Raw genomic sequence first — 21,373 nt, 5'->3', positions numbered from 1 at the left:
TAAAAAATGACCATTGTCAGATTTAAGACCTTGTTTTAATTTTTCAGCTTTTTTGAAAGAAATTGTGTGGCCAGGGTGGTGAAGATCACAATGCTGATAGAGCTTAATGGCATAAGAATCGCGGCAACAACCGGCATTAGGTTTCCTGATACGGCAAATGCCAGCCCAATTAAATTATAACAAAGAGATAGCAGGAAGCTCAGTTTTATCACCTTTATAGATCTTTCTGAAAGTTTGAAAAAGCTCCCCAGGTCTCTGAATCGTTTTGCATCCAGAATACCATCACATGCAGGAGAAAAAACATTGATATCTTCAGAAATAACGATACCAACATCGCTTTGAGCCAGGGCTCCCGCATCGTTAAGGCCGTCACCAACCATCATTATCTTATTTCCCTGTTTTTGAAGATCTTTGATGAACCGAAGTTTATCTCCTGGTTTCTGATCAAAATACATCTTGGTGCCTTCTGGCACCAGGCGACTTAATCTTTCACGCTCCCCGTCATTATCTCCGGAAAGTATGATCAATTGCCTGTCTACAGAAAGTTCTTTGAATAGTTCTGAAAGTCCTTCCCTGTAAGAATTATGAAAGCTGAAACATCCTTTATACTGATTATTAGAACTTATATGTACTGAAGTTTTCTCGTTCTTTTTCTCTGCAGGCCGTTCCGGCACCAGGATCTCAGATCTATTCATAAAAGTGGAAGAACCTATCTTCAAATTAAGATCCCTGTAACTGGTTTCCAGTCCCAGGCCTGTATGCTCGGTAAAATCTTCAGGAGTAGAAATATTGTTCTTATCGAGAATATTGTAAAGTGACCTACTCAGCGGATGATTAGAAGCACGGAGGCTACCTCCCAGAAGGTTTTTTTCTTCTTCGGTCAATTCCAGGCCTTCATATTCGATCTTGCTTTTGTCATTCGCGGTAATGGTTCCCGTCTTATCAAAAACCACAGTATCTATATTAGCGGTTTGCTCTATAATATTAGTATCCTTGAGATACAGGTGATTTTTACCGAAAATGCGCAGCATATTACCCAAAGTAAAAGGCGCTGCCAAGGCAATTGCACAGGGACATGCAATAATGAGTACAGCGGTGAAGACGTTCCAGGCTTTGGAAGCATCATAGAACATCCAGAAGATGGCCGAAAGAATTGCTATTCCTAATACGGCATAAGTAAACCGTTTACTGATCTGGTTAGTAAGATTCTGAAAAGCGGAATTCTTATCCTTGCTAAAAACCTCATCGCTCCATAATTGGGTAAGATAGCTTTGCTTCACGGGTTTTAAGGCTTCGATCTCGATAATACCACCCTGCTGCCTGCCACCTGAAAATAATTTATCTCCACTCACTTTTTCCACAGGCTCTGCTTCACCGGTAACAAAACTGTAATCTATACTGGCATTTCCCTTTATCAAAATGGCGTCCATGGGAATGAGTTCTTCATTCCTTATAATGATCCGGTCGCCTTTCTGGATCTTATAAACCTGTATTTGTTCTTCCGTAATTTTTCCGGCTTCAGTAGATACACGGGTCACGGCAATAGGAAAATAGGATTTATAATCCCTCTCAAATGACAGGAAGGAATAGGTTTTCTGCTGGAAAAATTTTCCGAGTAAAAGGAAGAAAACGAGTCCGCTAAGGCTATCATAAAATCCGGTTCCTAAATCCAAAACAATTTCTGCAGTACTTCTTAGAAAAAGGACCAGGATTCCCAGCGCTATAGGCACATCTATATTAAGGATACCCGACCTTAAACCTTTATAGGCCGAAGTAAAATAATCCCTTCCTGAATAAAATACCACCGGCAGGGAAAAGCTGAACATTAGCCAGCGAAACAAATGTTTGAATTGATCTAGCCAGAATTCATTTATTTCGAAATATTCCGGAAATGACAGGAACATGATATTCCCAAAGGCAAAACCCGCTACTCCTAATTTATAGATAAGGCTTCGGTCTACATCAGATTCCTTTTCTTCATAGTGATCCAAAGAAATATTTGGTTCGTAGCCAATACGGCTAAGTAAAAGCACAAGGTCCTTCAGGCTTATCTCTTCAGAAGAAAAACTCAACCTGATCTTCTTTTTAGGGAAATCTACCTGCGAGCTTTTTATTCCTTTGTGTAGTTTATGGAGGTTCTCCAGGATCCAGATACAGGAACTACAATGAATAGAAGGTATATCGAAAGATACTATCTGGGTATTTCCATGGTCAAACTCGAGTAATTTCTCAATGATCTCCTTATTCTGCAGGTAATCATATTTGCCTTCCCTGATCTTAGGAGATATCCCCGGGGTTTTTTCGAGATCATAATAATAGGTAAGGTCGTTACTGTTCAATATTTCAAAAACGGTTTTGCAACCCGAGCAGCAAAAGGTCTTTTCTGAATATAATATTGTCTCGTCCTGGCATTCTTCGCCGCAATGAAAACATAGTTCCATATCTATAAATAACTATAAGGACACAAAACTGAGCATTTGATGTTTTTGAAAATATGACCACGGTTAGGGAATGCTTTTTTTCTAAACTAAAACGTTATCGCGGATTACGGCCTTTTCAAAATTTTACAAAAGCTGATATTCATCATTATTTCCCTTGCATTCGTAGTGCAACTTTGTACTGATTAAAAAATGCAATCGATATGAAACCTTACAGAAATTTATGGATGTTAACAGCAGTACTTCTTCTAAGCTTTGGAATTAATGCTCAATCCTACAAACTGAATAATGAAGCTTCTAATCTTATTATAGATGGTACTTCTAATATTCACGACTGGACGATCGAAGCCGAAAATACCGGCGGAATCCTGATCACTGAATTCGATGACAAGAAACTGGAAGACATCGAAAAACTGGAATTCACTGTGAAAGCTAAAAGCCTGATGAGCGGTAAAAGCGGAATGGATAAAAACACTTATGCTGCTCTTAATACAGATGAATATGAGAACATCACTTATAAATTGAAAAAGGTGAATGGCATCAATAAGATCTCTGAAGACAATTTCGAAGTAAAAACCACCGGAAGTTTAATGATAGCCGGAACAACAAAAGATATAAATCTCAATTTCAAACTAAAAAACAATAATAATGAACTGGTTCTAACCGGTGAACATAAAATTAACATGACCGATTATGGAGTGGAAGCTCCAACCGCAATGTTCGGCACCATTAAAACCGGTGAAGATGTGGTGGTAAAATTTGAATCTCACTTTAAAAAATAACCTCAACCTTAAAATTAATAACGATGAAAACTATTACGCAAATACTCAGTCTAGCCCTCATTACAATTATGGCGCTGCCGACAATGGCCCAAAACAAAAGAGACCTGGATAATTATAGAAATCCAGATCAAAGAGGGATCAGCCAGTTCGAGGCACCTAAGGACACTGTAAGCACCTATGATGGTGTACATGTTAGAGTTGGTGGTGCTTCCACCATCCAATTCCAGGCATTAGATCACGAAAATTCAGGTAATGAAGCCACTCCAGAACTAATTGAAATAGGAGAGAACTTTAACCTTGCTACAGCCAACCTTGATCTTGATGTAGTTCTTTATGATGGGGTAAGAATGCACCTTAGAACCTATCTTTCTTCTCAACACCACCCTGAAGCCTGGGTAAAAGGAGGATATATTCAAATTGATAAACTGGATTTCATCAGCGAAGGTTTTGCTGAAGATCTAATGGATAATCTTAGAATCAAGATTGGTCACATGGAGGTTAACTATGGTGATGCTCACTTTAGAAGAACCGATAACGCGATGTCTTTGTATAACCCATTCGTTGGAAACTACCTGATGGATAGTTTCACTACAGAAGTTGGTGCTGAGCTTTACTACTTCAATAATGGATGGTTAGGTATGTTAGGAGTGACCAATGGTAAATTAAACCAGTCTGTTGAAAATCCAGATACTACCAGCCCTTCATTCTTAGCTAAAGCAGGATATGACAATTATATATCTGAAGATCTTAGATTTAGATTAACTGGTTCTATTTATCATACCGCTCAAACTGCAAGTGCATACCTTTATAGTGGAGACCGTTCTGGATCTAGATACTATTCTATCTTCACTGATATTGATGGAAACGGTGACGGATTTAGAGCAGGAAGAATCAACCCGAACCTGAGAAATGAGATGACCTCTTTCATGATCAACCCATTCCTTCAGTTTGGCGGACTAGAATTCTTCGGAATCTATGAAAGAGCTAAAGGTAAAGCTGCTGCAGAAGCTGATGAAAGAACCTGGAACCACTATGCCGCAGAGCTTATCTATAGATTTGGTGGCGATGACGATCTTTATATAGGAGGACGTTATAGCCTTGCAGAAGGTGAACTACAAAGCGGAGATGACGTAGACATTAACCGATTCCAGCTTGGTGCAGGATGGTTCATGACCAAGAACATCCTTATGAAATTGGAATATGTGAACCAGAAATACAATGATTACCCAGTAACCGATATACATAACGACGGAAAATTTAATGGATTAATGGTTGAGGCCGCTATTAGTTTCTAGTGTTTGAATGATGATTTTCGGGCGGAGTCTCAAGTATAAATACTTAAGAAACTCTGCCCGAATTATTTTCTAACCTTCTCAATTTTCAGGATCATGAAACGACTTTTAATAATATCCGGATTATTATTTTACTCCCTAATCCTAAATGCTCAAAAGGATTTCGAAAAAGAGAATATTACGATATTAACAGACAGTGAATTGATCATTGCTGGAAAAACCAACGTGAATAAGTTTGATTGTAAATTTGATATTGATCTTATAAACCATGAAAGAATAATTAAATACATCGAAGATGATGGTTTTATTAACTTCCATAACCTGCAACTTAATTTACTTACAAAAGGATTCGACTGCGGTCATAAAAGAATGAATTCAGATTTCCAGGATCTCCTAATGTGTGAAAAGTATCCTGAGATCGTTATAGAATTAGATAGAATAGAATTCGTTTCCCGTGAATTCGTAAAGGCATTTATCACCGTCCATCTCGCCGGAATGACCAATTCTTATAATCTACCTGTTCAAATTAGCAATGATCGTTTTAGTGGTAAATTCGAAATGAACATACGTGATTTTGGACTGGAGCCACCAACCAAAGCATTAGGACTTATTGAAGTTGACGAAGAAATAGAAGTTCAGTTCAATCTTAAGATCTCCCGTTAGTTTAAGTCTTTGAATTTGATTAAATTCTTAGGCTTTGAAAAATGATAATAAAGAAATAAAAAATCCTATGAAAAGTTTGAAAATTGTCTCTCCGCAGGAAGCTGTAAGCCAGGTGAAATCTAACCAACGAGTTTTCCTTCAGGGAGCTGCAATGACACCGAATGTTCTTATAGACGCACTTTGTAACCGATATAAGGAATTAAAGAAAGTTGAACTTATTCAAATTCACACCGAAGGAAAAGCCCTTTATACCCAGCCACCTTACCAGGATTCTTTCATGACCAACAGTTGTTTTGTTGGGACCAATGTAAGAAATGCGGTAAACTCAAATTTTGGTGCTTATATCCCGATTTTCTTAAGTGAGATCCATGTACTTTTCAGAAGGAATATCCTTCCTCTTGATTTTGCTTTTATTCAGGTTTCCCCACCAGACAAGCATGGTTATTGCTCGCTTGGGGTTTCTGTAGACATCACTCTTCCTGCGATCCAAAATGCGAAAAAAGTGATCGCCCAGATCAACCCGAATGTTCCCAGAACTCATGGCGACGGTGTAATTCATATTGACAAGATAGATGCCGCAATAGAAGTAGACCAGCCTATACATGCCCATCATTTAAGTGAACCTACCGAAATTGAAAAACAAATAGGAAAACATGTAGCTGAATTAGTAGAAGACGGCGCTACCCTGCAAATGGGAATTGGCGGTATCCCTAACGTGGTGCTAAATAATCTTACCAACCATAAACGACTGGGTATTCATACCGAAATGTTCTCTGACGGAATTTTACCTCTTATAGAAAAAGGAGTAATTACCGGTGAGGAAAAAGAAGTAAAAACCGGGAAACTGGTAACCTGCTTTGCGGTAGGCTCACCAAAATTATATGATTTTGTAGACGACAATCCATTAGTTCATTTCAAAGAAGCAGCTTATACTAACGATACTTCTATCATCAGGAAAAACCCTAAGGTTACCGCGATAAACTCGGCTATAGAGATAGACCTTACCGGCCAGGTTTGTGCAGACACTATTGGGAAGATCCAGTACTCGGGTGTAGGTGGACAGATGGACTTCATACGAGGTGCCTCGCTTTCTGAAGGCGGAAAAGCGATCATCGCCATGCCTTCGGTAACCAAGAACGGAGTTTCTAAGATCGTTCCTTATTTAAAAGAAGGTGCTGGGGTGACCACCACGCGTGCTCACGTGCATTATATCGCTACTGAATACGGAGTAGTTAATCTCTTCGGAAAGAATCTTAAACAGCGTGCAGAGGCTCTTATTTCGATCTCTCACCCAGATCACCGTGAAGAACTTTCACGGCAGGCTTTTGAAAGGCTTAACGCCTAAAAACCGTATCCTTTTAAAAGTTTACTTAAACTGAATAACAGAAACCTGCTTGAAACAATCTTCAAGCAGGTTTTTTGCTTTTACTGAGATTGGTCATATTTCAAAAACATCTCCCTTGGTAAATTTGATCTGTAATTAAAAAAATAGAAGAGATGAACATTTATCAAAAACAACTTTCGGAATTTAGTCGTGATTATTACGCGGGAGCTTCTACAGGAATTTTAGTTTCCAGCTGCCTTGGTGCTATCGCCGCAATGTTGATCCTAATGAATGGACATGGTGTTGCCGAAATGATCCAGCTTGGATTGGTCGTAGTGGTTTGTATGTGGTTCAATGCCTCTGTGCTGGCTCAGCTAAAATCTAAATTCGTATTTAATTCCCTTATCATTAGTATACTTGTTAGCACTACTTTTATACTTATCAATATTCTATAACCTGTTATGAGAGACCTTGAAAACCGTGACGACATCAATAAACTTGTAAAAAGCTTTTATAGCAAGGTCAGGAAGAATGAAGAGATAGGTTACTTTTTCAATAACAGTATCCAGGATTGGGATATGCATTTAGAGAAGCTCACCGATTTTTGGGAAAGTAACCTTTTTTTCACAGGCAGTTTCAAAGGTAATCCCGCCATGGCGCATGTGAAAGTGGATCAGGAACATGATCACAGTATTACCGAATATCATTTTGGTATCTGGATGAACCTCTGGTTTCAAACCATCGACGAACTTTTTGAAGGTGAAATGGCCCAGCGCTTAAAGAACAATGCCCGTAAGATGTCCACACATCTTTTTTTAAGGATCTACCAGGGCAGGCAGGTAAAATTGTAATTTCCTGTTATTTCTGAAAATCCGCTCTGGTTATTTAGACTTCTATTCTTTCTGAATATTTTCACCTCGAAGCAAATTCGATATCGTTCCTTACTCAAGAATATCATTTTACCAAAGGAGGTCCTGAAATAATTTCAGAATGACCATAGTCATTAAATTATGGGGAATAATCTGCTGAAGTTGATCCTGAAAGACAACCTATATTTCTCAATAAAATCCATTAAGATAAATTTACCCGTGGTAGACAAAAATGGGAATCTCCACATTCATATGAGCAGAGAAACCATATTCGGTATGTAGCAACCTGTCACAAATGCTCAGGTTTTTTCCAATGATAAAGATGATATCAAACTGTTTCTGAATATCCTTGAAAAGTTCCCTTGTAAATGGAACCGGTGTTTTGAAAGGGACCTTATCATTAATCGCATCAGGATATTCAATATCCCCATCCTTTATTTCCAAAAGAGTAAATTCTGAGGTTTTTAAATAATCTAAATTATCCAGGATTCTATTCTTTTCATCGATAGACAGGATCGCCTGATCTATGGGGAAAACCGCTTTTTTTAAATTCTGGTAAGTACATCCTGTTGGTACCGCGATGATATTGCATTTGATTTTTCTCACAATATCATAGGCATGATCGCCTAAAATTGGGTGAAAGTGTTCATCCTGGCTTACCGCCCCAATGAATATCAGGTCTATCTTTTTATCTACGAGCGCTTTTCTAACCGCCCCTATCAAATTTTCAGACGAAAGTATCGTATGAAATTTATGCTTTTTATTCCGGGTATATTTTTTCAGCGTCTTCACTCCGTCCTGAAGCTGGCTAAGGGTGCCAACCAGTTCAGATTCCAGATTTTCACTGGCAGACCTATTGAAATTAAAATTGTGGATATTCAATAGATAAAAGTTCGCCCCTGTTTTCTGAAGAAAATCGACGGCATATCTACCTGCGTTTCCGGAAGTTTCTGAAAAATCGGTTAGAATTAAAACGTTCATGGATAATCACTTAATACAACGAAATTAGGTGAAGTATCCAACCGAAAAAATGATGAAAATCAGTTCTTATAAATTAATGAAAAACGTAGGCTACCTGATTCTTTTAAGTGCATCTGAATCGAGCAATTTAATATTGCGTCCTTCGATCTCGATAAGCCCTTCTTTTTTAAATTCTGAAAGAGTTCTGATAAGGCTTTCTGGTGCCATTCCTGCAACACCGGCAAGATCTGCCCTGGAAATCCTAATGCTTTTTAGTGGATGTTTCTTGATCCTTTCAGCAAAAAGCAGAATAGTATTGGCGGTTTTTTTCTTAACTGAACCGTAAGCCATTTCCATTAAATGTTGTTTTAATTCGGAAAGGTTATTATTCAGAACTTCTACCAGTTGCATGGCGATCCTGGAATTCTCTGAAAGTATTTTTTGAAATTCTTCCCTGGACATCGCATAAAGCTGGGTATCTTCCATAGCGGTAGCATAATCTTCATAAGAGGACTGGGGATCATTGGCGTGATTTCCAAAGAAATCATCTTCCTTATATAGCTCGGTAATTAGTTCCTTACCCTGGTTATCCATTCTATGTGCCTTCACCACTCCCCTTTTGATCAGGTAGAAGAAATTGGCGTGTTTATCTTTTTCATATATAGCCTCCCCCTTTTTGAAATATTGAAGTTCCTGTTGGCTAAAAACTTCCCGAAGATCTGCAAGGTCCTTAAGTTTATCCTCCTTTTTGGGAGTATTTTCTTCTTTTCTATAGGATCTAAGAATGGCTACTTTAGCCAGGCGACTTTCGATCGCGCTCAATAATTCTTCCTCCTCAAAGGGTTTGGTAAGATAATCGTCTGCCCCAAGGTCCATTCCTTTGCGAATATCCTTATGCTCGGTCTTTGCCGATAGAAAAATAAAAGGAATATTCAGGGTTTCGGGATTCTTGCTAAGAGCCTCCAGAACGCTATAACCGTCAAGTTCGGGCATCATGATATCGCAAACAATAATATCTGGCACTTCCTTCTTTGCTTTTTCAATTCCCAACTTACCATTGGAAGCCGTGATCACATCGTAATCTGAAAGTTCCAGCAATTCTGCAGTATTCTCTCTTACCGTTACATCATCTTCGATTAGCAATAATTTCTTCATAAGGCTATCTAAAATTAGTTTCCCGATTTTATGATTTATCTATAGGCACTTTTACCGTAAAAGTGGTGCCTTTATTCTCTTCACTTTCAAAATTGATAGTTCCCCCGAGGTTTTCTAAATGCGTTTTTGCAATATTCAACCCAATCCCGGTTCCCTGATCCAAAAGGGCGTTTTCTGCCCTGAAGTATCTTTCAAAGATATGTTTTTGATCTTTCTCTGGTATACCTCTACCCTGATCTTCAACCACAAATTCTATTAATTCTCCTTCAAAATTTACGCTGAATTTTATGAGCGTGTTTTCAGGGGAATATTTTATGGCATTTCCCAATAGGTTAGAGAGAATTAACTCCAGGATCTTTTCATCCATATATAGCTCAATATCTTCAATATCTTTGGGATATGCTATTTCCTGTCCATCCTTCAGAGTGATATTGGCATTGTAGATCACCTCATTAATGAGCCTTCTAAGGCGAAAATGTGAAAATTTATATTGCCCTCTTCCACTATCAAGACGTTCGATAGAAAGAAAATCATTCAGAATATTATTTAAATAATGAACTTTATTGCGAATGGTAATTAAATGCTTTTCCCTTTTTTCCTGGTGTTCTTCCTTTTTATATTTTTCAGCCAGGGTTGCCGAAGTCAATATCCCACTCAAGGGAGTTTTAAATTCATGGGAAACAAGGGAAAGAAATTTGGTCTTCAATTCACTTAGCTCCTTCTCCTTTTGGAGGGCATCTTTGATCTTTTTTTCAGCTTTCTTTCTCTTGGTGATCTCTTCTTCCAGTTCGAGGTTCAAATTCTGCAAATTTTCAACACTCTCTCTCAACTCCTGGGTTCTTATCTTGATCTTGTCTTCCAGCCGGTTATTAAGTTCTTCTATCTGCCTTTGAGTCGCCTTTCTAACGGTAATATCTATTATCAAGGACATCACATAATCCTTACCATTCATCTTAAACGGGTTAAGACCAGCCTCTACCGGAAATAAAGATCCGCCCTTTTTAACCCCGTGGAGGTCACGACCATGTCCCATCTGGCGCTTTTCACTATGCTCCAGAAATTTATTAAAATGATTATGATGACTATGGTGATATTTTTTCGGAATAAGCAAATCGAGATGCTGATGAATAAGTTCACCCTTTTCATACCCAAACATATGCTCTGCCGCAGTATTAGCTGCCACCACAACCTGATCTGAATTTACCACTATGATACCCTCTGATGCAGATTGAAATAAAAGGTTGAAGGCATCTTTATTATCTAAAAAGGAATCTCGCAAATCAAGTTTTGTTTAATAGCAACTAAAGGTAAAATCTTTTTTAGAAAAAACATGAATTAAGAAAGATTTAGTCACCCATTCCGGGAGAATGATCTTCATATCTATCTTCAAAAGTTTTATCTGTATGATAATCGTCTGTAAGTACCTTATAGACCGTGAAAATTAGCAAAAGCTGGCCGAAACACATGATATAGAAAAGCAGGCCGAATGGAAAATTGAAGAAAGCGAGCACAGATAATATTACCAGCACCACGCTTGTAAAAATTAGCAACCCAATCCCTATAATCTTCATTTTTTCTTTATAATTTACATAGAAGAAATTCAAATCACTCTTAAGAATTCGCTAAAAAACTAATCTACATATCTTTAAATTAATGATTTCTATCATGTTTTTAAAAAGCAACTAATCATAGCTTTGAAATAGAATCTAAAACCTAGATCATGAAAACTATCCTTGTTCCCGTAGATTTTTCAGAACATTCTGAATATGCCCTCGAAGTAGCTGCCAGCATCGCAAAAAAACAAGATGCTGAAATTATTGTAGTCCATATGATGGGACTCAATGAATCTTACCTAACCAGAGATGAGCAACAGGAAGTTTTTAATGCCATATACTTTATGAAACTTACCAAGCAGCGCTTTGATAAGTTTCTAAAAAAGGATTATTTGAAAGGTATTGATGTTACCCAAGCTGTAAAAACGCATAAGCTATTCAATGAGATAAATGAAGTTGCCGGAGAATATGAAGCAGACTTGATTGTGATGGGTTCTCACGGAGCTGCCGGAGTTAAGGAAGTTTTCATTGGTTCCAATACCGAAAAGGTGGTTAGAACTTCAAATATACCTGTACTTGTTATCAAAGAAAGAATTCCCAACTTCAAGATTGAAAAAGCAGTCTTTGTTACAGATTTTGAGCTGGACACCCTTAACTCATTCATGAAGGCCAGAAGTTTCTTCAAGGTTTTTAATGTGGTTCCGAGAGTACTTTTCATAAATATTCCAGAGAAATTTTTGAGCACCAATGAAATGAAATTGAAGGCCTACAACTTTCTGATAGATGTAGGAATGGATAATAAAAAATTCCAGGACGATATTGTCTTTTATAACGATTATACCGCCGAGAAAGGAATCTTCAATTACTGTAATGAGGAAAATATAGATGCCATAGCCATTCCTACACACGGCAGGAAAGGTCTGGGCCATTTCTTTTACGGCAGTATAGGAGAAGATGTTGCCAATCATGCGAATATTCCGGTAGTTACATTTAAGATCTAATCTCCGATCTTATAAATAGATTATCGGGGGGAACTTTAAATTTAAGCGCTATGAGAATCCTGTTCATGGTGATGCTGTTTCTTCATCTGCTAATCCATTTAATTGGGTTCGCAAAGGCAAATCAATGGATGGATACGGCTTCTGGGACCAAAATGATTTCCCAAACCCAGGGAATTCTCTGGTTACTGGTTTCTATTCTGTTATTAGTAACTATTATCCTTTTCATTTTAAGAAAACCCGCCTGGATCCTGTTATCCATTCCCGTGGTCATAACCTCGCAAATTCTAATTATTCTTAACTGGGACGAGGCTAAATATGGAACTATTTTCAATTTAATCATCTTGATTGTTCTCATTTTCTCTGTAGCTGGCTGGAAATTTGAAAATAAATACAAAGAAGATAAGGTCCAGGCTATTCTATCTAATCCCGGCAATAACGAGATCATTTCAAAAAAAGACCTGGAACATCTCCCGGTGATCGTTCAAAATTATATCGTTTATTCAGGTTTTGTAGGTAAACCTAAAATTGAGAATTTCCAATTAAGCTTTACCGGAGAAATGAGGGAGCAGAATAAGAAGTGGTTCAAATTCAGGTCTGAACAATTGAATATCATAAGATCTCCAGCAAGGTATTTCTTCATGAAAGCCATTTTTAAAGGTATTCCTACGAAGGGTTATCATAGATATGATGGAATAACTGCAAGAATGACCATTAAACCGTTTTCAATTTTTAAGGTTATCGATATTCAAACCAGCGAACTCCTGATCTCTGAAATGGTCACCTGGCTCAATGATCTCTGCATTTTTTCACCCGGAGCACTAATCGACAAGAAATTCGCCTGGGAAGAAATTGGAGAAAATACAGTGAAGGTGAAATTTGGCAGTAAGGGAAAAGAAGTTTCTGCAGTTCTCGAGATCAATGAAAAAGGACAGCTTATCAACTTCTTTTCGAATGACAGATACTCTGTAGATCACAACAAGCAATATATGTTCTCCACACCTGTTGGAGGTTATCAAAATTTCAACGGGTATAGATTAGCAAGTTACGGGGAAGCCATATGGCATTATCCGGAAGCCGATTTCGTATATGGAAAATTTGAATTGAAGAAGGCCAAATATAACCTGCACGCTTAGACTTAAAAAGTATTAAGCGCGATCCTGACCATTTCATTTAATTTATTTTCCCTTACTTCTGAAGAAACCTCCTCTCCATTTACCAGTGAATCTGAAATTGTAAGTATAGACAAGGCTTTTACTCCGAATTTTGCTGCCAGGGTATACATTCCGGCAGTTTCCATTTCCGCACAAAGCACACCATGATCAGCCCATTTTTTGTAATAATCAGGATCGTCGTCATAGAAGATATCTGATGAAAGTACATTTCCGGCCCTAAAATCGATTTTGTGCTCTCTGGCATATTCCACAGCCTTCATCAATAGATCGAAATCTGCTGTTGGAGCATAATCGGCTCCATTAAAACGATCCCTGTTTACCGATGAATTTGTAGATGCAGACATGGCAATAACGATATCCATTAAATTCAAGTCTGGTTGAAATGCTCCGGCACTCCCAACCCTAATTAGGGTTTTCACACCATATTCTTTTATTAGTTCGTGACAATAGATCATCGCAGAAGGAATACCCATGCCGGTACCCTGAACAGATACCTTTTTACCTTCAAAAGTACCGGTATACCCCAGCATCCCCCGAACATCATTATAACAAACACTATTTTCAAAGAATGTTTCTGCAATCCATTTAGCCCTTAAAGGGTCGCCGGGAAGAAGTACAGTTTCTGCAATGTCCCCTTTTTTTGCTTCAATATGAATACTCATGATGCTGGATTATTTATTCGAAATAATTTTAATACCTGAAGAAGTTCCGATGCGGGAAACGCCAAGGTCTATATATTTACTGGCAGTTTCAGCGTCTCTGATGCCACCAGATGCTTTGATCTTCACCTTGTCTTTAACCACTTTCTTCATGATCTCGATATCCTTTAAACTGGCGCCCCGACTTCCAAAACCAGTAGAGGTCTTCACATACTCAGCACCGGCCTGCATCACCAGTTCTGTGGCTTTGGCAATCTCCTTATCGGTTAAATAACAGGTTTCTATGATGACCTTAAGAATTTTATTACCGATCGCTTTTTTAATTTCCTGAATTTCAGATCTAACCTCATCATACTTTCCATCTTTAAAAAAACCAATATTAATGACCATATCTATCTCCTTTGCCCCATCTGAAACTGCGGTTCGTGCTTCCTGAATTTTTGCAGGCCTTGAAGAGGCTCCTAACGGAAAACCTATAGTAGCTGCAAGCTTTACCGATGAATCTTTTAGAAAATCCTTTGCAAGAGAAACATAACTGCTATTAACACAAACCGCATAAAACCCATGCTCTTTTGCCTCTTCGCACAAGTTCCTGATCTCGGCCTCTGTGGCTGTTGCAGCCAATAAGGTATGATCTATATAATCCTTCAATTGTAACATATATTTAGTTTCTGATAATTAAAAATAGGGCTTTAAATCAAAAGGTTTCTAACGCCTTAAAAATATGGTCTTGTGATCCTTTTAAAAATGACCAAAATCACACAAATTGGGATTCGGTATTTTATTAATATATTATCCAGGGTAAAGATTATAAACTGGAACCAAATTTATTTATCTTGTTCAGGTTTTGGCGAAATACCTAAAACATTTGCATTTTTCAGCACTAATTTATCATATAATCTTTACCTTCCAGAAATACTGTAAAATATGGATAAACAATGATTCTTTATGAGAGTGAATTTCTTCAGATCAATTTTGAAGAAGAAAATAATTGCTTTGTTCAATTTTGGAAAAAATCACCAAAATGCTATTCTAAATTAAAAGATGAGTTTTTAGAATTCATTGAACTTTATAAGAAATATTGCCCAGAAAAAACACTTTGGCTTCAACAGAATTTTCAGTTACCAATCAATTTAGAAACCCATAGGTGGATAGAAGAAAATGTGAATATCCCAGGTGTAAATTATGGAAATGAAAAAGTTGCTTTTGTAGTGGGTAAGGATGTTCTCGTACACTTAAGCGTTATGAACTATTTCGAAGAAGATAATTCTGTTATTCATCCTCTTCATTTTGCGACGGAAAAAGAGGCCAGACAATGGTTAAATGGCCAAAAAGACAATTGTAAGAACAGTACCAGCATCAAGATCCTTTTTGAAGGAGTTGATGCAGAAGGAAATTCGATTATAAAGATCAAAAGACCTTCCAAGGATATTACAAGTACACTGTTATCTATAGGTCACGTGATCGATGAAAACAATTTCATAAAATCTAATATTTCCAAATATTCCAGGCTTACCAAAAGAGAAAAAGAGATCATGGTCATTTTCTCAAAGGGATTCCGCCAGCAAGAAGTAGCCGACCAATTATTTATTTCTATCGAAACCTTGAGAACACATTGGAAAAACATCAAAAAGAAACTAGACATCAAGTCTATTGCAGATGTAAGCAAATATGTGAATGCTTTTGATATGAAATAAGATCAGATCACCTATAAAATTATAAAAAAGCCGCTTCCTTTTAAACGGTCATTGAAAATAATTTGGTTTCAGGTTTATTCCTTTGCAGTCTTCTATCGAAAGCCATACAAATATTCCTTACAAATGGTCTACCCTTTTCGGTTACCACCAGATAGTTGCTATCTATTTCTATAAGTCCGTCTTTTTGCATTTCCCTTAAACCTATCAACACATCTGGCAGATCTGTAAAGAATTCATTACGAGTATACCAGGAAGTCTTGAATTTACACATGAGATTAAGAATATGTTTTCTAATTACAAGATCTTCCTCTGTAAGTATATGCCCCCGGAACACCGGGAAGATTCCGTCATATACTAATTTTTCATATTCTTCCACTCCCTTCACATTCTGAGCGAAGCCATACCAGCTGTCACTAATTGCTGAAACTCCCAGGCCAATCATCGCCTGCGTTTTGGAACTGGTATACCCCATAAAATTGCGATGTATGGTTTTATTTTCCACAGACCTGAACAAGCTATCAGATCTTAAAGCAAAATGGTCCATACCAATTTCTACATAACCTGCTTCCAGCAACATCTGCTTTCCGGTTTCGTATTGTTCTCTTTTTTCCTCTGCCCCAGGAAGATCTTCATCTTTAAAACCTCTCTGACCATTTCCTTTGATCCATGGAACATGGGCATAGCTATAAAAGGCTATTCGATCTGGCATTAATTCCATGGTCCTCTCTATAGTATGAACAATATCTTCTTTAGTTTGAAAAGGAAGTCCGAAAATGATATCATGGCCTACTGAAGAAAATCCTGCTTTCCGGGCATTATCAGTGGCCGATTTTACATTTTCAAAAGGTTGAATCCGATGTATGGCGTGCTGTACTTTTGTATTATAATCCTGTACACCATAACTTACCCTGCTAAAGCCAAGGCTAGCCAGGGTTTCAAGATGCTCTTTAGTTGTATTATTGGGATGTCCTTCAAAGCTCAATTCGGCATCCTCAGACTTACGAGCTAGGCTAAATATTCCATTGATAAGCAAACTAAGGTTTTCCGCAGAAAAGAAAGTTGGAGTACCTCCACCAATATGAAGTTCTTTTATTACCGGCCTTTTTCCTAATAGATCACAGTACATTTCCCATTCCCTTACAACAGAGCGTATATAAGGAATTTCAACGCCATGATTTTTGGTGATCCTTTTGTTACAACCACAAAAAGTACAAAGGCTTTCACAAAAAGGTAAATGAATATATAAGCTTATTCCTTCAGAAGCATTGCTCTCATTAAAACTTCTGGCAATTGAAGATTTCCATTCTTTTAAAGAAAACTGCTTATCGTCCCAATAGGGAACTGTTGGATAACTAGTGTATCGTGGACCGGGAATATTATATTTCCCGATCAATTTTGAAGGCAACATATTCTTGATTTTAGGGTCAAAAATATAATGCGCCTTTTTAAAGAATAATGACGATTGTCAGCTTAAGATAGGATTTAGAAATTAAAGTTCTAGCTTTTCCAGTTCTACCATTCCCGTGCCGGTAACAGATACAGAGATCCAGAGTTCATTTTCTCCTGCTTTAAGATTGGAGATCTCCAGGTTATCTAAGGAGCCAATTAAATGAACACCTTCTTTGGCTTCCAGCTTATTTTCCAATTTTTCATTAAGAGATCCTAGCTTTTCTTCTATTTGAGGCATGAAATTGAAATTCATTTTCTTTTTAAGCTTGTCATACATCCATTTATTCAAAACAGTTTCCAGTAATTGATCTGCCAACCAGTTTTTGGTCTTACCGTCTATCTCATAATCCTTTAATGAAATATGCTGATTTTCGCGGTCCAGTTCCAGGGCTGCATGGAAATATATCTTTACCTGTTTGTTTTTGAAAAGGCTGGTTAAGGTTTGGAGATCAATTTCCAGACAAAGATCATAGTCTTCGGCTTCGCTCTTGCTTATAGCAACATCAAGAACCTGGGCATAATTAGACGTTTTACCGTTAGAGCTCTCCTTGCTAATTATTTCTCCTACTAATTTCTGTCTGAGATATTTATCCAGAACCGAGTATCCTATAATAACCGGAACAGTGATATTAATATTCTGACTGTTCAATTCATCCTTCATATACATAAATCAGCATTTTTTAAATTAAAAGCTAGTTATCATGATTTGTATGATTCTTCAGCTTTATATTCAAATATCCAAACACTAAATTAATTACCACTACAAAAACGGTAAAAATTAATAGAGGAAGAAATAAACCAAATCCGGCGAAGCAACCTGCAGCCGCACTGCACCAGATAGTTGCAGCCGTGGCAAGACCCTCCACTTTTTTTCCTTCTTCTCCATGCAGAATGACGCCGGCTCCCAGAAAGCCGACTCCAACCACTACCTGACCAACAATCCTGGTCATGTCTGTTCCGGCAGCTTCACTAAATAGCAGGGATATTACAATGAACCCACTGGCTCCAAGGGATACAAGCATGTTCGTTTTCAAACCTGCAGGTTTACCTTTGAACTGTCTCTCCAAACCCATAAGTAAACCTGCAAAGGCGGCGGCACCAATTTTTAAAAGAAACTCATAAATATCAATTTCCATCGAAGAATCATTTAACTAAAGCTAGCAAAAACAATTCATATTTGTTTAATTATCTGAATTTCAATTATTGAAGTGAATTATATGAAAGCAAAAACCTTTCAGCGAACTGAAAGGTTTTGAAGGTTAATCCAAGCACGGAATTATAGGTTGAGAATAAATTATTTCTACCCTACATTGAAATAATTTAATTAACTCCGTGAATACGAATTAACAAAAGCTAATTTAGTAATAGATAGAACACAAAGAAATACCCATAAAGGGGTATTTTTCAATCTAAAATCCCGTCTTTTTTTACGATTATCTTACTAATTATAAGTTTTAACTGTATTAATCTTAAAATAATTTGTCTGTATAGACAGACAACTAAAAATTGAATATGTAAAGTTTTATTTACTTTTTGTAAAGCAAACCATTCATATTTAAATAAATTTATAATGTTTGTAAAAGAAACTTTACATTAATTTTTTTAGTATGAAAACACAACCTCAAAATTGGGCCAGAGATTGCAGAAAAAATACATTGAATCTTGCCATATGGACCGGGGCATGGGTAATTTCCATGGCGATCGTAACCTTCGGTCCTTTGTTCCTCTGGCAAGAAAATCCCACGAACACTTTAATTGGTATTCTCGTCAACCTTGGAATAGGAATTGGAGTCATCTATGCCAATAAAAAACATTTAAATTCGCTGGATGAGCTACAACGTAAGATACAGTTAGAAGCAATGAGTATTACCCTTGGTGTGGCAGTAATTTTTGGGTTAAGCTATTCTTTACTTGACACCACAAATTTGATAGGATATGACGCAGAAATATCTCACCTGGTAATTCTTATAGGCTTAACCTATTTGGCTGGTATTATTATCGGAAATTTAAGATACAGATGAAGAACAAGATCAAAGTCTTACGTGCGGAGTTCGATCTAACACAAGCACAGTTAGCAGATAAATTGGCCGTTTCCAGGCAGACGATCAATGCTATTGAAAAAGGTAAGTTTGATCCCAGTTTACCACTGGCATTTAAGATCTCTAAACTTTTCAGAAAACCTATAGAAGAAATATTTGAGGAAGAGAAATGAAAAAGGGGGCGACTCCCTACAATATCGCACCCCTTTATTCTTTAACTAAATTCTATAACAAATATATTCCTATAGAGTTAATAGAATTGACTCTATGAAGAAAAATATTAGCATTATACATTAAAATAAAACAATTGTTAAAATACTACTGCTTAACACATTACGAGACTATTTCTCAATTGCAGTATGATTATTACTACAAAATATCTATTAGAGATTAAAGGGATAAATCTACAGCCAAAACAAGTGCAAAAAATATGCTCCATAAACACTGAATCCCGCCAGAATTCGATTTTAACATTATTCTTAATTGGTCATTAAACCTTTATTAAATAACTACCCATTAACAGGCTTTGGTAATAGTATCTTCTACATTGGCACTAAACCAAAAAATCAATTATTATGAAAAATTTAAATAGTTACTTAAGTAAAATAGGTCTATTGGCCTTATTTATTACAATAGTAAGTTGCGGACCTGGAAAAGCTGGTGATGCAGACACCCTGATGCAAGACGCCACAGAGGCAAAAGCTGCGATGATTCAGGCAGATGCTAATGTAGCAGAGCTATTTACTAATTCTGCAGGTTATGCTATTTTCCCGAATGTTGGAAAAGGAGCTTATGTTATTGGAGGCGCTTCTGGAAACGGAATAGTTTATGAAAACGGCCAAAACGTTGGTTACGCTAACCTGAAACAAGTAGATGTAGGACTTCAGGTAGGTGGTAAAGCTTATAGAGAAGTTCTTTTCTTCAAGAATCAAGAAGACCTTGAAGATTTTAAAAGAGGTGAATATGAACTTTCTGCAAACGCCTCAGCTGTCGCAATTGAAAAAGGAAAATCCAAGACGGTAACCTTTCAGGATGGTGTGGCTGTAGTTACAATGCCAAAAGCAGGAGCAATGGTAGGAGTATCTGTTGCCGGACAAAGATTTGGATACACAGAAATGTAATTCTTTCAAATAAAGAATTAAAAAGCCACTCTTTCGAGTGGCTTTTTTTATAAACTTCATTTTACCTGAACAGATTAAACCTCTTTTAATACAAGCCAAATCGTATATGCCAGATAAGTAGTCAATAGAACTAAGGCTTCCCACCTATCTAACTTCTTTTTCTTACCTGTAAACATAAAGATGATTAGAAATACTGTTCCACCTAATAAAATATAAACGTCTGTATTAAAAACTGGATCATAAACCAAAGGTTTTACCATGGCACTACATCCCAGTATCAGTAAAATGTTGAAAATATTAGAACCTACAATGTTACCTACGGCGATATCTGCATTCTTTTTAATACCTGCCATGACCGAGGTCGCAAGTTCTGGCAGGGAAGTCCCGGCCGCAACAATGGTTAGACCAATTATCTTTTCACTTACGCCAAAGTAACCGGCAATGTTTGAAGCGCTATCTACCACTAGTTTTCCACCCAATACCAAACCAATAAGCCCGATAAATATAAGTCCGGCTATTTTTAAATTGGAAATATCCTGGGGTACACTAATACTCTCCTCTGGTTTATTGCTCAGTTGTTTTTTGATATAAATTAGAAATGCCAGAAAAAGGGCGAAAAGTATTACCCCGTCGAACCTGGTTAAAACAGACTCACTGGAAATAAAATTATTGGCAAGAAAAAATAAGATAAGTGTAGCCACTAAGGAAATAGGAATCTCCTTTCTAATCGTGTTTCTCTGAACCACCAATGGACTAATTAAACCGGTAACGCCCAGAATAAGGAATAAATTGAAATTATTACTTCCAATCACATTCCCAAAGACCAACTCTTCCCTCTCTTCGAAAGCTGCTACAGTATTCACAATTAGTTCTGGTGCCGAGGTACCAAAAGCTACTATGGTTAATCCAATAATAAGGTCTGGAACATTCCTGGCTCTAGCCAGACTTGAGGCTCCATTTATAAGCCAGTCTGCTCCTTTGATCAATAATACAAAACCAACAATTAAGAGTAAAATTTGAAACAACATCTATTAGTAATTAAATCGCTTTACTTATCAGTAAAATATACTGTAGGGAGTAATGATTTACTGGAATGAATTGCAAAGCTAATGTATACAAGAACTTTGTTAAATAAACGATAATAAAATTAATTTTGAAAATAATAAAGTGGCTTAAACAGCCACTTAACAGGCTAAAGG

23 protein-coding genes are annotated in these 21,373 nt (G+C 37.1%); 12 read left to right on the top strand and 11 right to left on the bottom strand.

Going from position 1 to position 21,373, the window contains the following annotated elements:
• Window positions 1–35 precede the first annotated feature (35 nt).
• A complete protein-coding gene (locus tag G3I01_RS06930) occupies window positions 36–2,441 on the bottom strand; it encodes a heavy metal translocating P-type ATPase metal-binding domain-containing protein (RefSeq protein WP_219552252.1) in 2,406 nt (801 codons plus the stop codon).
• 200 nt (window positions 2,442–2,641) lie between these two features.
• Between G3I01_RS06930 and G3I01_RS06925 the strand changes: the two genes are divergently transcribed.
• From G3I01_RS06925 to G3I01_RS06900, 6 genes are all read left to right on the top strand, one after another.
• Complete coding sequence (locus G3I01_RS06925; RefSeq protein WP_219552251.1) at window positions 2,642–3,220, top strand: YceI family protein; 579 nt, start codon at window positions 2,642–2,644, stop codon at window positions 3,218–3,220.
• Window positions 3,221–3,243: 23 nt separating this feature from the next.
• The gene (locus G3I01_RS06920; RefSeq protein WP_219552250.1) at window positions 3,244–4,515 is read left to right on the top strand and encodes a hypothetical protein; all 1,272 of its coding nucleotides are present in this window, start codon (window positions 3,244–3,246) and stop codon (window positions 4,513–4,515) included.
• A 93-nt stretch (window positions 4,516–4,608) separates the two neighbouring features.
• The gene (locus G3I01_RS06915) at window positions 4,609–5,175 is read left to right on the top strand and encodes a YceI family protein (RefSeq protein WP_219552249.1); all 567 of its coding nucleotides are present in this window, start codon (window positions 4,609–4,611) and stop codon (window positions 5,173–5,175) included.
• 67 nt (window positions 5,176–5,242) lie between these two features.
• Window positions 5,243–6,520: an acetyl-CoA hydrolase/transferase C-terminal domain-containing protein gene (locus G3I01_RS06910; RefSeq protein ID WP_219552248.1), complete on the top strand. Its 1,278-nt coding sequence runs from the start codon at window positions 5,243–5,245 to the stop codon at window positions 6,518–6,520.
• A 152-nt stretch (window positions 6,521–6,672) separates the two neighbouring features.
• Window positions 6,673–6,954 carry a hypothetical protein gene (locus G3I01_RS06905; protein WP_219552246.1) on the top strand — a complete coding sequence of 94 codons (282 nt, stop codon included), beginning with the start codon at window positions 6,673–6,675 and terminating at the stop codon, window positions 6,952–6,954.
• 6 nt (window positions 6,955–6,960) lie between these two features.
• On the top strand, window positions 6,961–7,350 hold the full coding sequence (locus G3I01_RS06900; protein WP_219552245.1) for a group III truncated hemoglobin: 390 nt from the start codon (window positions 6,961–6,963) through the stop codon (window positions 7,348–7,350).
• A 231-nt stretch (window positions 7,351–7,581) separates the two neighbouring features.
• Here the strand turns inward: G3I01_RS06900 and G3I01_RS06895 are convergent, their stop codons facing one another.
• The 4 genes from G3I01_RS06895 to G3I01_RS06880 form a co-directional block, all read right to left on the bottom strand.
• Window positions 7,582–8,349 carry a universal stress protein gene (locus tag G3I01_RS06895; RefSeq protein ID WP_219552244.1) on the bottom strand — a complete coding sequence of 256 codons (768 nt, stop codon included), beginning with the start codon at window positions 8,347–8,349 and terminating at the stop codon, window positions 7,582–7,584.
• 90 nt (window positions 8,350–8,439) lie between these two features.
• The gene (locus G3I01_RS06890) at window positions 8,440–9,483 is read right to left on the bottom strand and encodes a response regulator (protein WP_219552243.1); all 1,044 of its coding nucleotides are present in this window, start codon (window positions 9,481–9,483) and stop codon (window positions 8,440–8,442) included.
• A 28-nt stretch (window positions 9,484–9,511) separates the two neighbouring features.
• Window positions 9,512–10,762, bottom strand: coding sequence for a PAS domain-containing sensor histidine kinase (locus G3I01_RS06885; RefSeq protein ID WP_219552241.1), 1,251 nt, complete (start codon window positions 10,760–10,762; stop codon window positions 9,512–9,514).
• A gap of 67 nt (window positions 10,763–10,829) precedes the next feature.
• Window positions 10,830–11,054, bottom strand: a complete 225-nt coding sequence (locus G3I01_RS06880; RefSeq protein ID WP_219552240.1) for a hypothetical protein — start codon at window positions 11,052–11,054, stop codon at window positions 10,830–10,832.
• A gap of 149 nt (window positions 11,055–11,203) precedes the next feature.
• On the opposite strand from G3I01_RS06880, the gene G3I01_RS06875 reads away from it, so the two are divergent.
• On the top strand, window positions 11,204–12,037 hold the full coding sequence (locus tag G3I01_RS06875) for a universal stress protein (protein ID WP_219552239.1): 834 nt from the start codon (window positions 11,204–11,206) through the stop codon (window positions 12,035–12,037).
• 50 nt (window positions 12,038–12,087) lie between these two features.
• Window positions 12,088–13,170 (top strand): DUF6544 family protein, encoded by a 1,083-nt coding sequence (locus tag G3I01_RS06870; protein ID WP_219552238.1) that lies wholly within the window; start codon window positions 12,088–12,090, stop codon window positions 13,168–13,170.
• Window positions 13,171–13,172: 2 nt separating this feature from the next.
• Here G3I01_RS06870 and deoD read toward each other — a convergent pair whose 3' ends face one another.
• A complete protein-coding gene (gene deoD / locus G3I01_RS06865) occupies window positions 13,173–13,871 on the bottom strand; it encodes a purine-nucleoside phosphorylase (protein ID WP_219552236.1) in 699 nt (232 codons plus the stop codon).
• Between the two features lie 9 nt (window positions 13,872–13,880).
• Window positions 13,881–14,528: a deoxyribose-phosphate aldolase gene (gene deoC / locus G3I01_RS06860; RefSeq protein WP_219552235.1), complete on the bottom strand. Its 648-nt coding sequence runs from the start codon at window positions 14,526–14,528 to the stop codon at window positions 13,881–13,883.
• Window positions 14,529–14,806: 278 nt separating this feature from the next.
• Between deoC and G3I01_RS06855 the strand changes: the two genes are divergently transcribed.
• Complete coding sequence (locus tag G3I01_RS06855) at window positions 14,807–15,565, top strand: LuxR C-terminal-related transcriptional regulator (RefSeq protein ID WP_219552234.1); 759 nt, start codon at window positions 14,807–14,809, stop codon at window positions 15,563–15,565.
• A gap of 40 nt (window positions 15,566–15,605) precedes the next feature.
• Here G3I01_RS06855 and hemN read toward each other — a convergent pair whose 3' ends face one another.
• The 3 genes from hemN to G3I01_RS06840 form a co-directional block, all read right to left on the bottom strand.
• Entirely contained in the window at window positions 15,606–16,970 is a 1,365-nt protein-coding gene (gene hemN / locus G3I01_RS06850; protein ID WP_219552785.1) for an oxygen-independent coproporphyrinogen III oxidase, read from the bottom strand.
• An 84-nt stretch (window positions 16,971–17,054) separates the two neighbouring features.
• A complete protein-coding gene (locus tag G3I01_RS06845) occupies window positions 17,055–17,681 on the bottom strand; it encodes a DUF4403 family protein (protein WP_219552233.1) in 627 nt (208 codons plus the stop codon).
• Between the two features lie 25 nt (window positions 17,682–17,706).
• Window positions 17,707–18,150: an MgtC/SapB family protein gene (locus G3I01_RS06840; protein WP_219552232.1), complete on the bottom strand. Its 444-nt coding sequence runs from the start codon at window positions 18,148–18,150 to the stop codon at window positions 17,707–17,709.
• A gap of 471 nt (window positions 18,151–18,621) precedes the next feature.
• On the opposite strand from G3I01_RS06840, the gene G3I01_RS06835 reads away from it, so the two are divergent.
• The 3 genes from G3I01_RS06835 to G3I01_RS06825 all read left to right on the top strand — a co-directional run bounded on the left by G3I01_RS06835 (window position 18,622) and on the right by G3I01_RS06825 (window position 20,174).
• Window positions 18,622–19,035: a hypothetical protein gene (locus tag G3I01_RS06835; RefSeq protein WP_219552230.1), complete on the top strand. Its 414-nt coding sequence runs from the start codon at window positions 18,622–18,624 to the stop codon at window positions 19,033–19,035.
• Complete coding sequence (locus G3I01_RS06830; protein WP_219552229.1) at window positions 19,032–19,226, top strand: helix-turn-helix transcriptional regulator; 195 nt, start codon at window positions 19,032–19,034, stop codon at window positions 19,224–19,226. Before G3I01_RS06835 ends, G3I01_RS06830 begins: the two co-directional genes overlap by 4 nt.
• 402 nt (window positions 19,227–19,628) lie before the next feature.
• Window positions 19,629–20,174, top strand: coding sequence for a lipid-binding SYLF domain-containing protein (locus tag G3I01_RS06825; RefSeq protein ID WP_219552228.1), 546 nt, complete (start codon window positions 19,629–19,631; stop codon window positions 20,172–20,174).
• 74 nt (window positions 20,175–20,248) lie between these two features.
• Here G3I01_RS06825 and G3I01_RS06820 read toward each other — a convergent pair whose 3' ends face one another.
• Window positions 20,249–21,202, bottom strand: a complete 954-nt coding sequence (locus tag G3I01_RS06820) for a calcium/sodium antiporter (protein WP_219552227.1) — start codon at window positions 21,200–21,202, stop codon at window positions 20,249–20,251.
• Between the last annotated feature and the right edge of the window lie 171 nt (window positions 21,203–21,373).

Origin of the sequence: Gramella sp. MT6 (genome assembly GCF_019357415.1) — a bacterium.
Classification (GTDB): Bacteria; Bacteroidota; Bacteroidia; order Flavobacteriales; family Flavobacteriaceae; genus Christiangramia.
The sequence above is the reverse complement of the archived record's forward strand: the minus strand, read 5'-3'. Positions and strand labels throughout refer to the sequence as shown.